The following is a 12,509-nucleotide window of genomic DNA, read 5'->3' as shown; positions in this document are numbered from 1 at the left end:
GGGCGGGCCGGCCTACGGCTTCCCCGGCTCGCCCGGCTTCGGCTTGCCGTTCTCGTTCACCGGCACGGTGAGGCTGGACTCGTTCGAGGTGACGGTCTCGTCGTCGTCCTCCCGGGTGCCGGTGGCCGTCGCGGTGTTCTCGACGAAACCGCGTTCCCGGTCGGCCCTGGTGACGGTGTGCCTTCCCGTGCAGGTCACCGATTCGCCCGGGGCCAGCGTCGTAACCGGGCAGTTCAGGCCCTGGGCGATCCGGTCGTGGATGGTGATGGTGTTCAGCGGCACGTCGCCCGTGTTCCTGACGATGAACCGGTACCGGATGACGTTCCAGCGCTTGTCCGGCTCGCCCCAGCCGGCGAACTCCTTGGTGAGGTGCAGCCCGCCCAGCGGGCGCTCGGAGTGCAGGGCCACCCGGCGGATGAGGTGCACGTCGGTGAACAGGCCGGTGGACGCGGCGAACCCGAACTTGTAGGTGTCCGGGACGGGCTCGGGAGCGGGGAAGCTCAGCACCGGCTGGAAGCCCTCCCCGTCCTGGAAGTCGATGGAGACGTGGACCTCGGGGTTCGGCGCGGGCGTCACCACGACGTGGACGGTCCGCTTGTGCGGCTCCAGCAGCGCCTCCGCCTGCTGCGGCGTGGCGTTGGCGGGGATGTCGCGCAGGTCGCTCTGCAGCCGTCCCGGCAGGGTGGAGGGCCAGGGCCCGGTGGTCGTCTTGTTGCTGGTCGTGGCATCGAGCCAGCAGTACCCGTTGATGCCGTTCCCCGGTCCCCGGACGGTGACCATGTTGGGGCCGGGAGCCGGCACGTGGAACACGGTCCCGGCGGGCGAGCGCCGCTCGCACCCGTTCCCGCGGTGCTCCCAGTCGCCGAAGTAGTTCCCGAGGACGTCGAGGCCGATGCCGAGGTATCCGCCGTTCACTCCGGGGACGAACGCGGCGCCGGGGTCGTCGTCCGGGAGCTTCTGGGCGTAGCCGAGGCTCCCGCCGAAGGCGCCCGGCTGCGTGAGGCGGGCGGTGCCGTCGGTGAGGAAGAACGAGATCCCGTCCGCCGGGACCTGCGAGGTGCTGCCGTACTGCCACTGCTCGAAGGTGACGTCCAGGCCGTCGGTCGCGGGGATCGGCGTGTCGAACAGCACGGCGCCGGTCTGGTCCCTGTGCGCGTCGGTGAGCTGGAGATACCCGTGCGGTGCGGCGTCGCCCGGCGGCACGGGGCCCTCCGGGTCCGATCGGCAGCCTCCCAGCGGATGCTCGCCCTCGCCCGGTGTCCCGCCGCGCGGCGCTCCCGTCAGGCAGGCCATCCCGTACCCGATGAAGCGCGGGTCCGCGGTGGCTCCGGTGAACGTCTCGCTGACGAGTTCGGACCCCTGCCGCAGCCGGGCCGCGGACGCCTGCCCGCCCTGGGCGCTCCCGGTCGCGGCCGCCAGCGACGCGGCGACGCCGACGGCCGCGGCTCCCGCGGCGACACGGGATATCCGTCTTCTCATGCCATTGACTCTTCCTGTCCGATTCAAGGGTGGGATTCACCCGCCATCCAATGCCCATATATCAACGCCTTCGGCGGATGGCTCGGGGCGCGCCTCACGCATGGCGAAGGCCGCATCGAAGAATTGCTGGATCGCCCGCCGATTCACGGAACGGTCATGTCATCGCCCGGCGGCGGGCAACGCGACGGCCGCCGGCCCGGCGCCGGACGCGTGCGGCGCCGGGCCGCCTATCGCGGCGGGCGGCGCCGGTCGTGGTCCGCGACGATCGTCCAGGGGCGCATGAGGTCGTCGTCCTCGTGTTCGAGGATGTGGCAGTGCTGGACGTACGTCGCCGGCAGCTCGGCGCCGCTGGCCGGGATCGACGCGATCCGTCTGGTCGGCAGGTCGAACTCGTCGATGATGATCCGGGTCACCGACTCCGGATAGATCCTGACGGTGTCCTTCCAGGAATGCGCCTCGTCCGGGTCCGGCGGGCTCGGCGGGCCGGTGACGTAGTGCTCCAGCACCGGCCTGTCCGCGGCCTTGCGGCCGCCGTCGAGCCACTTCTGGAAGGCGTTCTGATAGGCGGTCGCGTCGATCGGCTGCCGGTTCAGCACCTGGAAGTTGATGAGGTGGACGTGCATCGGGTGGGCGTCGTGATTGGGATTGATGTACTCCCAGATCTCGGACGAGCCCTCCTTGATGAAGTCTTCGGACGGCGCCATGAACGGCACGCCGTTGAAGGTCATGCTCTCGAAGATGCCCTTCTGGTAGACGACCCATTCCCGTCGGCGGGTGCCGGGTCTCGGGCGGATCAGCTCGACCGGGGGCAGCGCGAGTTCCTTGGGCGGGGTCGTCGGGTCCTCGCCTCCCGACATTCGCTCGGTGACCCGGAACTGCATGATCTCCGATATCTCCGGCCCACCGCCGCCGGGGAAGTGGACGGGCGCATTGTAGTTCATCAAGGTGACCTTCGCGCCCGTGGGCAGCCCACTGAAGTCGATGATGACGTCGTACCGTTCGGCCGGCGATATCAGGAAGTTCAGCATCTGCAACGGGGAACGGAGGCCGCCGTCGGTACCGATCAGCCAGAACGGCAGGAATTCCTGCGGGACCAGTGTCCTGTCGGCCTGGAACCGCAGCCGCCAGAAGCGTTCGTTCGATCCGTTGAGAAAGCGCAGCCGGTAGCGGCGCGGCTGGACCGCCAAGAAGGGATACGCCTTTCCGTTGACGACGGGGGTGTCCGCGCCTTCCACCTGGGTCATGGTGTAGGCGAGGGAGCCGTCCTCGTCGAAGGTCCGGTCCTGCAGGATCAGGGGGACCTCGAACTCGCCGCGCGGCAGGCCGAGCCGCTCGTCGGCGGGGTCCTCGACGAGCCAGAGTCCGGCGAGGCCCGCGTAGACGTTCAGGCTGGTGATCCCCATGGCGTGGTCGTGGTACCAGAGCATGGCCGAGCGCTCGCGGTTGGTGTAGGCGTAGATCGCCTCGTTGGCCGCGACCTTGCCCGGGTCCAGGGTGGTGTAGGACGGGCCGCGGACGCCCTCGGGGCTGAACCACTGCAGCGGCATGCCGTCGGACTGCGGCGGAGTGAAACCGCCGTGCTGGTGGACGACGTTCCACACGTTGATGCCCGGCGGAAGGGGCGGCATGCCGTGGTAGGGCGGCGGGGTGAGCTGAGGGTCGCCCTTACGGATGCGGTCGAGCACGAACTGGAACATGTGGGGGCCGACCGGCAGCTCGTTGCGGTATTTGACGACCGTCGGATGGTTCTTGGTCGCGCCGATCGTCGGCCCGAGATAGCCCATGCCGAGCGGCTTGCCCGGGTCGTTCGGATTCTTGGCCCAGTAACCCCACACGGTGGCCGGATCGAGGTCCCGGTGGAAGCACCACTCGTGCTGCCGCATCGTGAGCTCGTAGTAATCGGCGCCCGGATAGGCGGATATGTCCGGAATGGCTCTCACCGGCCGGGGCAGCGGGTCGACGTACTTCTTCAAGGGCGGGGTCACCGTCACTTCGGTGTCTCCCGACCTGGACCCGTGAACCGGCGCCGCGTAGGCCGGTGATTGCCGGAAAGCCTGGGGCAGTAGCATGCCCGAGCCTCCGACGGCACCAGCCATGAGGAAATTCCGCCGCCCGACGACCTTCTCCATCCGTCCGTCCCTTCCAGCCGTCGCGCCGCACGGTGGAATTCTCGCCCGGAGGGTCGATCTCAAACTCACGGACTAAAATATCCCTAAGAGCATGCCATTGCACGTCAATGGCCTTGTTTAAGGTGATTTGACAGGTCGGGGTGCGTGCCCGCACGCCGGAACTCGGCGAACTCAGCTGCCGTCGCCGGTGGCGAGTCCCTCGATCGTCCGGAGCTCCTGGTCGATCTTCGCGAGCGCGGCGGCGCGGTCGACCGGCGCGCTCCGGCCGGGCGGGGACTCCTGCGGGCGCCGGTGCTCGAGATGCGCGAGCAGGGTCTCCCCGTCGACGGGGCGGGCGGCGAAGGCGACGACGACCGTGGCCGACTGCATCAGGCACCAGCCGGGCCGGAGCCGGGCGTCCACGGCGTCCTCGCGGCCCGCGGCGTCCCGCACCACCAGGCGCAGGAACTCGCCCCGCTCTTCGACGATCCGCACGCGGGCGACGGCGGCCTCGTAGCGGGGGACGGTGTTCTCCAGGTCCGCGATGACCCGCCACACGGCGTCGAACGGGGCGGCGACGCGGCGGCGCCCGACGACGGCGCCGGGCAGCCCCGCCTCCAGGACCGCGAGGCGGTCGATCGGATCCATGCCGGGCAGCGCCACGGGTTCGCTCACGCCTCCCACCCCTCCCGGAACGCGGCCCTGGCCCGGTGCAGCCGGGACTTCACGGTGCCCATCGGAATCCCCAGAGCCGCCGCGATCTCCTGCTCACTGAGGCCCTCATGGGTGCGCAGGACCAGCACCACCCGCTGGGGCACCGGCAGGCGCGCCAGGGCGTCATCGATGTCCACCAGCCCTTCGCGGGACGGGTCGGAACGGTCCACGAGCGTGTCGTCCGCGGCGACCTCCCGGTCGTCGCGGCGGGCGAGCCGGACCGCCGTCCGGACGGTGACCGACCGCGCCCACGTGATGATCGCCTCCGGGGCGCGCAGCGACGGCAGCCCCCGGAAGATCTCCAGCAGGGCCTCCTGCGCCGCGTCGTCGGCCGCCGCCGGGGCGATCCGCGCGCACAGCCGCCGGACGTACGGGGCCAGCTCGTCGATGAGCCGGTCCAGCGCGAGCGCGTCGCCCCGCTGGGCGGCGGCGACGGTGTCCGGATCCACGCCCCGAAGATTAGCCGGAACCTTCCGGGCGTCCGCCGCCACCTTCCAGACAGGAGGAACCGCACAGAACCCGACAGAAGGGCATGACCCGTGAAACCAGACCTGACGATCGTCGGCGCCGGGCTCACCGGCCTGACCGCCGCCATCGAGGCGGCCGAGCACGGCCGGCGGGTGACCGTCGTCGAGGCGCACTCCCGGCCCGGCGGGCGGGCGCGCACGCTGGACGGCCCGTACCGCGCCAACACCGGCCCCCACGCGATCTACGTGGACGGGGCGTGGTGGGACTGGCTGGAACGCCGCGGCCTCACCCCGCCGGTCGTGGCGGCGCCGCCGCGACCCCGCCTCGTCCGGTCCGAAGGCCGGCTCGGCCCGTGGCCCGACGAGCTCGGCGCGGCCATCGCCGCGCTGCCCGCCGAGGCGCCGGCGGCGGAGCCGTTCCGGGCCTGGCTGCTCCGCCATGTCGACGCGCGGACGGCCGAGGCGGTCATCGGCGTGTGCTTCGTCTTCACCTTCGACCACGACCCCGGACGGCTGTCGGCCGCGTTCGTTCACCAGCGCCTCCGCCGCGCGCTCGCGGGCGGCGTCCGGTACGTGACGGGCGGCTGGTCCACCCTCGTCGACATCCTCGCCGACCGCGCCGCCCACCTCGGCGTGCGGACGATCACCGGGACGCGGGTGCCCGACCCGCCCGCGGGCCCGGCGATCATCGCCACCGGCCTCGCCACGGCGCGCCGGCTGACCGGCGACGACGCGCTCGCCTGGACCGGCGCCCGCACGGCGACGTTCGACCTCGGCATGCGCGCCGGCTCCGGCCCCGACTGGTTCCGGCTGTCGGACCTGGACGACCGGATCTACGTCGCCCGCTACAGCCTCGCCGATCCCTCGCTCGCACCGGCCGGGCGCGAACTCGTCCAGATCGCGGCCGCGTGCGCGCCCGGCGAGCGCAAGGGCGACGCCGAGCGCCGGGTGCACGGCCTCCTCGACCAGGCGTGGCCCGGCTGGCGTGCGGCGGTGGAGTGGCAGCGCGGCGCCGTGCGCACCGATTGCAGCGGGGCCCTGGACCTGCCCGGGACGACATGGCGCGACCGTCCGGCCGTCGGGCGGGGCGACGCCCTCGCCGTGGCCACGGACCAGTCCGCCGCTCCCGGACTCCTCGCCGAGGTCGGGATCGCCGCCGCGCAGCTCGCCCTCCAGCACCTCGACGGACCCGACACGGCCCACCGCGACGCGGCCCGCTACGACCCCGAACCCGCCCGGTCTCGGTGAGCCCACCCGGCCGACCGTCACGGAGCCGGCGGCGCCTAACGCGCCGCCGGCGACGTGCCGTCCCCCTGGCGGCGCACCATCTCGCCGATCCAGACGGGTGCGTACGGGGACGTGCAGCCCGGGGACGTCGGGTAGTCCTTGAGCACCTCCAGGCGCTCGCCGATGGCGATCGCGCGGGCGCGGTGCTCGGGATGCTCGATGCCGACCTGGGCGAGGCAGGTGTTCATCGCCCATTGCAGGCGGTCCGGGGCGTCCTTCATCTCCGCCTCGATGACGTCGAGCAGCCCGGTGAGGTCGAGGCCGTCGGGCTTCTTCACCACGCGTTCGGCGGTCAGCGTCCACCCGGCGGCCGCGACCGCCGGGTCCGGATCGCCGGACCAGGCGAGACGCAGCTCCTCGGCGTGCGGGCTCTTCCTCACCACGTGGCTCACGAGCCAGTCCTGCACCTTGGGGGTGCGGGCCTCGCGCATCATGGCGTCCAGCTCGCCGCGCTCGAACGCCTTCGGGCGGCAGATCAGGAGCGCCAGCAGCCGCGCCGCGCTGTCGCCGGTCTCCCAGAGCCGGCGCGCGAGATCCTGCTGCGTCTTCAGCCGCTTCGCGAGCGCGCGCAGCTTCCCGAGGTTCACCCCGTGATCGTCACCGTGCCTCTCGTTCACCGCGCGCGCCTTCGGGTCCTCCAGCGCGGCCAGCTCGGCCATCACCTCGGTCAACGCCGTCCCGGTCACCTCGTCCTCCCGGCTCGTCCGATCCCCCGAGCCTAGAGGCGCGGGCCGAGGTCAGGGGCGGTGGACGGTGCGCCGGACGCTGCGGTCGCCGGTGAGGGGGCGGCCGTCCAGGTTGCAGCTCCACGAGAGCAGCGGCGTGATCCTGATGTACGGGCGCGGACCGGCCGCCGTCTCGCGCTCGACCAGCTCGGCCTCGCCGTAGACGCGCAGGTACCGGGGCGACCACGGGTCGGTGCAGGGCACGTCGTCGATGACGATCGCGATCTTCGTGTTCCCGGACCGCACGTTGCGGAACTTGCGGGTCCGCACCGGATCGCCGCCGCCCACGAACAGGTGCGTCCCGTCGAAGTCGAATCCGACCGGGGACACGTCCGGCTGCCCGTCCTCCGCGACGGTGGCGATCCGCGCCAGCCGCTGCGACCTCATGTAGGCGATCTCTTCCTCGTTGAACGACACGACCGAGCTCCTCGTCCGGGTACGGGCTTGATCGACAATTGTGGGGCACGCCCGCGACCGCGGCCGCCGGAGGTGTCGGTAGGTACACCCCCGAGATGGTGTTCAGGGCCAATGTGGGCGGGTCCCCGGGCCGGAAGTCTTGATGACGTCAGCTTCCGAGCCGTTGAGGAGAGCCCCATGGCACGCATGATGGTCCGCGTCCTGTCCACCGCGCTGGCCGGCGCCGCGCTCACCGCCGCCGCCGTGCCCGCCGCGAGCGCCGCGAGCGCCGCGAGCGCCGCCGCCCGCCCGGGGGGCGGCAAGGGGCTGGACGCGAAGGTGCAGGAGCGTGCGGACAAGCTGGTCGCGGACGGTGCGCCCGGCGTGATCGTCATGACGCGGCGCGGCGGCCGGGTCGCGCACGTCACCGCCGGCGTCTCGGACAAGGCGACCGGCGCGCCGGCGGACGCCCGGCTGCTGTTCCGCGTCGGCAGCGTCACCAAGACGTTCACCTCGACGGTCGTGCTGCAGCTCGCCGCCGAGCACCGGCTGTCCCTGGACGACACCGTCGACAGGTGGCTGCCCGGCCTGGTCCACGCGAACGGCAACGACGGATCGAGGATCACCATCCGGCAGTTGCTCGCGCAGACCAGCGGGCTGAACGACTACACGCCCGACCCGCGCGTGATGGCCGACCCGTCCCGGACCTGGCGGCCCGCCGAGCTGATCGCCATCGCGACGGAGAAGCCGCCGCTGTACGCGCCGGGAACGAGCTGGAACTACTCCAACACCAACTACATCCTCGCCGGGATGATCATCGAGAAGGCGACCGGGCACCCCGTCGGCACGGAGTTCCAGCGGCGGATCTTCACGCCGCTGGGCCTGCGGCACACCTCCTACCCGACCACGGACCCCGGCTTCCCCGGCCCGTACGTCCACGGCTACTACGCCGACTACGGCGACGTCAGCACGCAGATCAGCCCGTCGAGCTCGCGGACGGCCGGCGGCATCGTCAGCACGGTCGACGACGTGGCGCGCTTCCACCGCGCCCTGTTCACCGGCCGGCTCCTCCCGGCGAAGCAGATGCGGGAGATGCGGACCGTGCGGCCCGTCAACGACGACGGCGTGGTGGAGGACTACGGCCTCGGCGCCGCCCGCATCAGGTTCTCCTGCGGGTACGGATGGGGCCACGACGGCGGCTTCCCCGGCTACCGGACGTGGACCTACACCAGCGCCGACGGCCGCCGCCAGGCGATCATCACCTACAACGAGTCGAAGTTCGAGTACGACAAGACGTTCCGCGCGGACCTCGCCAAGGCCGCCGAGACCGCCTTCTGCGGCTGACCCGCAGGGCGCCGCGCGCCGGCCGCCTCGTCCGGACGGACGGGGCGGCCGCCGAATCTGAATCTTCTTCTAACAACCGGCGATAAATAATCGGGAGATCGCCTGATATTCGGCACTTTTCAGACGGCCAGCAGGTCAGGCGCCCAGATCGCGGTCCACGCGGCCGGTTATAAGCAGATGAGCAGCGGCCACCGTGATTTGTTCTTTTGCTCTACAGAACGCCCCCCGTGCCCCTGCGTACCGTCGAAACGTCCTGGACCGCGGACGGCAGGCGCGCGGGGGTCCCCGCTCAGCGCGTCCCACCCCCGCCCGCGGCCTCGAACTACCGCCGCCCGCGCGTGCCGGGTCGGGAGGGGCGACCCCACCCCGACCCCCCGCTCCCCGGCCCGCGCGGAACGCGGTGACGGAGGTGTCCGATGACCAGAACCCTCGACCCTGGAGGTCTCGCCGAGCGCTCGGCCCCGCTCCCGCCGCGGCTCGCCCGCATCATGCGTCCCGAACTGCCCAGCCTCGCCGAGGAGATCGTCGCCGAGATCCGCCGCGCCATCCCCGAGTACGCCCGTCCCATCGACGGGCCGTACGGGCACGTCCTGCGGATCAGCGTGGAGCACAGCCTGTCGGCGTTCGTCGACCGGATCGCCGCGCCGCCCGGCGCCCCGCCCGGCGTGCCGGCCGTGCCCGACGGCTCCGCCGGCACCGCCCGCATGCTCGGCCAGTACGAGGCGCACGAGGGCCGCAGCATGGACAGCCTGCAGGCCGCCTACCGGATCGGCGGCCAGGTCGCGTGGCGGCGCGTCATGAAGGTCGCGCCGCGCCACGACATCTCCTCCGCCGTCATGTCCCGCCTCGCCGACGCGCTGTTCGTCTACCTCGACGAGCTCGCCGCGCTGTCGCTGGAGGGCTACCTGGAGGCGAGGGCCCGGCCCATCCCCGCGATGGACGACCGGCGCCGCCGCCTCCTGCACCGCCTGGTCGGCGAGCCGGGCTGCGACGTCGCCGAGGCGGCCGAGGCCGCCGGCTGGACCGTTCCCGCCGAGGTCACCCTGGTCGCCGTCGAACCCGAGGCCCGCTGCGTCTGGACGGCGCTGGACGACGACGTCCTCGCGGACCTGGAGTGCGCCGCCCCGCACCTGCTGATGCCCGGCCCGTTCACCGCCGCGCGCCGCGCCATGGTGGACGCGGCGGTCCCGGGCCGCCGCGTCGCGGTCGGCCTCACCGTGCCGCCCGCGCAGGCCGCCGACTCGCTGCGCTGGGCGCGCCAGGCCCTGTCCCTCGCCCTCGACGGCGTCTTCGACGACGAGCAGGTCGTCCTGTGCGAGGAGAACCTCGTCACGCTCTGGCTGCTGTCGGACCCGGCGCTGGTCGAGCAGCTGACCCGGCGCCGGCTCGGCATCCTCGACGGCATGACCCCGGGCCAGCAGGACCGGCTCACCGAGACCCTGCGGACCTGGCTGGTCACCCGCGGCACCGCCGCCGAGATCGCCGAGCTGCTGCACATCCACCCGCAGACCGTCCGGTACCGGATGCGCAAGATCGAGCAGACCTTCGGCGAGGAGCTCGACGACCCGGAGGCCCGGTTCGGCATCGAGGTCGCGCTGCGCGCCGCGTTCCTGCGCTCGCGGCGCCCGTCCGCCGGACCGCGCCGTCCGACGCCCGTCTCCCATCCCGCCCCGAGGCTGCGCCGCCTCAAGTAGGGCCGCCTCACGCCGGTCCGGCGCCGGCCCCGCCCGCGCCGGGCCGGGCCGGGCGGCGTTCGCGCGCACGGTGTGGACGGAATGTGGGGATGTCGTGCCGGTCCTGCGGCGGCGCGGGCCGGCCGCTGATCATCTGGGATGATGGCGCGGTGAACGGACTTTCGGGGGATTTGCGGCGGTTTGCCGTGGCGGCGGGAGCGGTGGCCGCCGTGCTGGCCGCGGGCGCGTGCGGGACGCGGTCCGGCGCCGCGTCCGGAGTCCCGCCGGCGCCCGCGTCCGGCGCGCCGTCCGGAGGGCCGTCCCCCGCCCCGACCCTCGCGTCGCCCACGCCGAACCCCTCGACGGCCTGCTCCGCCGACGGCGTCAGCCTCTCGATGGACCGGCCCGACGCCGCGATGGGGCTGCGCGCGGCCTGGGTCGAACTGCGCAACTGCGGCACGCGGCCGTACCGGCTGAACGGCTACCCCGCCCTGCGCGTCCTCGACGAGAAGCGGCAGCCGTTCGACGTCCGGGCCGTGCAGGGGACGCGCGAGATCAAGGACCCGGGACCGAAACCGGTGACCGTGGCGCCCGGCAGGTCGGCCCGCATCGGGATCGTCTGGCGCAACCTCGTCACCGAGTCGACCGTCCCCGCCGTCAACGGCAGCTACCTGGAGGTCCGCCCGGCACCGGGGCGCCCCGTCCTCGTCGTCCCGGCCAACGGGCCCCTCGACCTCGGCAACACCGGCCGCCTGGAGACCACCGCCTGGACGCTCGCGCGCTGACGGTCACCCGCCCGCGGGGAAGCGGACCTGGCCGTCCGGCGGCTGCACGGGCCGGACGACCGGCCACCCGGCCGGAGGCGGGCTCGCCGGCGGGGTGCCGGGGCGCACGGACGGGCCGTCCGGGAACCGGGCGGGCGTCCTGGCGTAGCGGCCGGTCGCGCGCGGCGCCGTCCAGCCCACCGGACGCTCGGCGGCGGGACGTCCGGCCTCGGCGCGGCGGACGGGACGCGGCGCGGAGATGCGCTCAGGCCGGAGCCCGGGACCGCGCTCGCCCTGGAGCGCGGAGCCTTCCTCGTGCCGGGGGAAGGCCAGCAGCGCCAGGACGGCCAGCAGCACGCCCGCGAGCCGCAGCAGGAACAGCGCCGGCGCGTGCGGCCACGGCTCGCCGTACAGCAGGGTGGCCGACAGCAGCAGGTACGTCTTCGCGGTGACGGTCACGACGGTGACGATGATGGTGAGCCGGCAGCGCTGCAGGCCGATGGACAGCAGGCCGAGCCCGAGCGCGCCCGCCGCGACGAACAGGTACGGGTGCGGGGTGGCCGGCACCGCCGCGGTCCGGTGCCCGGCCAGCATCATCGCCATGCCCTGGCCGAACACCTCCGTCGCGCCGAGCAGGACGCCCGCGCCGAGCCCGTAGGCGATGCCGGTGATCGGCCGCGCGTGGCGCCCGGCGACGAGCCGGTCCCGCACGAAGAGCATCCACAGCGGCAGCCCCAGCGACGGGACGACGACCAGCCCCGCCTTCCACAGCGGAAGCGCCTGGGCCGCCGCGGCGCCGTCCGGCCGGTGCAGGGCGCCGGCGAGCGTCTCGCCCCGCGCGGGCAGCACCGACAGCGCCGCGGTGATCATCGCTGCGACGACGATGCCGACGGCCAGCCACTCCCGGGACGTGGGCCGCTCGCCGAACCCGCTCATCCCGACGACGAGGAGCAGCGCGAGGCTCGCCGCGTACGCGGGCAGCGCCGCGACCACCGGCAGGCTGATCAGCCCGCCCGCGAACAGCGCGAAGCCCGCGAGGACGACCGCGCCCCCGGCGACCCAGCGGGGGCTGCGGAGCAGCAGCGCCGCGCCGTGCAGCGGCCGCCGGCCGCCGAGCGGGCCGATCCGCCCGACGGCCGTCTTGAACAGGACGAAGGCGATGAAGTAGACGGCTTGCGCGGTGCAGGCGAGGACGGCGGCCCACACGATCTCACTGGTGTTCACGGGTGCACCTCCGGGGGTGGGCCCCGGTCCGGAGCCAGAGGCGGCCCCCGGCGGCGGCACCCCCTGTACGGCCGCCCGCCGGGCAACGAACGCTGACGGAACGGATGGTGACATGGCGAGGGCGTCCGGCGATTGGACCCCGGGCACGGAGAATCTGCCGTTTTTGTGCGTCCGGGTGAGTGATCCCGCATCGGACGTTCGAACGACCGGCTCGGCGCCCGCTCGTGCGGGCGAATGAGCCGTGCGGGCGCGGCGGTTCACCATTTTCGCAAGGCGGCGATGGCGCGGTGATCCATACCGTAGGCTCCCGCGGAGAAGTCGATGACCG

The 12,509-nt window shown here is 73.2% G+C and carries 11 protein-coding genes; 4 read left to right on the top strand and 7 right to left on the bottom strand.

Going from position 1 to position 12,509, the window contains the following annotated elements; all coding sequences use genetic code 11:
• Window positions 1-12 precede the first annotated feature (12 nt).
• From J4557_RS36345 to J4557_RS36330, 4 genes are all read right to left on the bottom strand, one after another.
• Window positions 13-1,479: a CLIPPER-2 domain-containing protein gene (locus J4557_RS36345; RefSeq protein ID WP_208271325.1), complete on the bottom strand. Its 1,467-nt coding sequence runs from the start codon at window positions 1,477-1,479 to the stop codon at window positions 13-15.
• Window positions 1,480-1,706: 227 nt separating this feature from the next.
• On the bottom strand, window positions 1,707-3,464 hold the full coding sequence (locus J4557_RS51875; RefSeq protein ID WP_208271324.1) for a multicopper oxidase family protein: 1,758 nt from the start codon (window positions 3,462-3,464) through the stop codon (window positions 1,707-1,709).
• A gap of 315 nt (window positions 3,465-3,779) precedes the next feature.
• Window positions 3,780-4,262 (bottom strand): hypothetical protein, encoded by a 483-nt coding sequence (locus tag J4557_RS36335; protein ID WP_208271323.1) that lies wholly within the window; start codon window positions 4,260-4,262, stop codon window positions 3,780-3,782.
• A complete protein-coding gene (locus J4557_RS36330) occupies window positions 4,259-4,750 on the bottom strand; it encodes an RNA polymerase sigma factor (RefSeq protein ID WP_208271322.1) in 492 nt (163 codons plus the stop codon). The genes J4557_RS36335 and J4557_RS36330 overlap by 4 nt, the downstream gene beginning before the upstream one ends.
• Window positions 4,751-4,840: 90 nt before the next feature.
• Here J4557_RS36330 and J4557_RS36325 point away from each other — a divergent pair, with 90 nt between their 5' ends.
• Entirely contained in the window at window positions 4,841-6,016 is a 1,176-nt protein-coding gene (locus tag J4557_RS36325) for an FAD-dependent oxidoreductase (RefSeq protein ID WP_208271321.1), read from the top strand.
• Window positions 6,017-6,051: 35 nt separating this feature from the next.
• Here J4557_RS36325 and J4557_RS36320 read toward each other — a convergent pair whose 3' ends face one another.
• Window positions 6,052-6,714: a DNA alkylation repair protein gene (locus J4557_RS36320; protein WP_208271353.1), complete on the bottom strand. Its 663-nt coding sequence runs from the start codon at window positions 6,712-6,714 to the stop codon at window positions 6,052-6,054.
• Between the two features lie 78 nt (window positions 6,715-6,792).
• A complete protein-coding gene (locus J4557_RS36315) occupies window positions 6,793-7,197 on the bottom strand; it encodes a PPOX class F420-dependent oxidoreductase (protein WP_208271320.1) in 405 nt (134 codons plus the stop codon).
• A gap of 177 nt (window positions 7,198-7,374) precedes the next feature.
• On the opposite strand from J4557_RS36315, the gene J4557_RS36310 reads away from it, so the two are divergent.
• From J4557_RS36310 to J4557_RS51220, 3 genes are all read left to right on the top strand, one after another.
• Entirely contained in the window at window positions 7,375-8,520 is a 1,146-nt protein-coding gene (locus J4557_RS36310) for a serine hydrolase domain-containing protein (RefSeq protein WP_208271319.1), read from the top strand.
• Window positions 8,521-8,936: 416 nt separating this feature from the next.
• Window positions 8,937-10,214 carry a PucR family transcriptional regulator gene (locus J4557_RS36305; RefSeq protein WP_208271318.1) on the top strand — a complete coding sequence of 426 codons (1,278 nt, stop codon included), beginning with the start codon at window positions 8,937-8,939 and terminating at the stop codon, window positions 10,212-10,214.
• A gap of 149 nt (window positions 10,215-10,363) precedes the next feature.
• On the top strand, window positions 10,364-10,978 hold the full coding sequence (locus J4557_RS51220) for a DUF4232 domain-containing protein (RefSeq protein WP_208271317.1): 615 nt from the start codon (window positions 10,364-10,366) through the stop codon (window positions 10,976-10,978).
• A 3-nt stretch (window positions 10,979-10,981) separates the two neighbouring features.
• Here the strand turns inward: J4557_RS51220 and J4557_RS36295 are convergent, their stop codons facing one another.
• Window positions 10,982-12,181, bottom strand: a complete 1,200-nt coding sequence (locus tag J4557_RS36295) for a hypothetical protein (protein ID WP_208271316.1) — start codon at window positions 12,179-12,181, stop codon at window positions 10,982-10,984.
• Window positions 12,182-12,509 lie beyond the last annotated feature (328 nt).

The sequence above is a fragment of the Actinomadura nitritigenes genome (assembly GCF_017573545.1).
Classification (GTDB): domain Bacteria; phylum Actinomycetota; class Actinomycetes; order Streptosporangiales; family Streptosporangiaceae; genus Spirillospora; species Spirillospora nitritigenes.
Note: the sequence above shows the minus strand (reverse complement) of the source record. Positions and strands in the feature narration are given on the sequence as shown.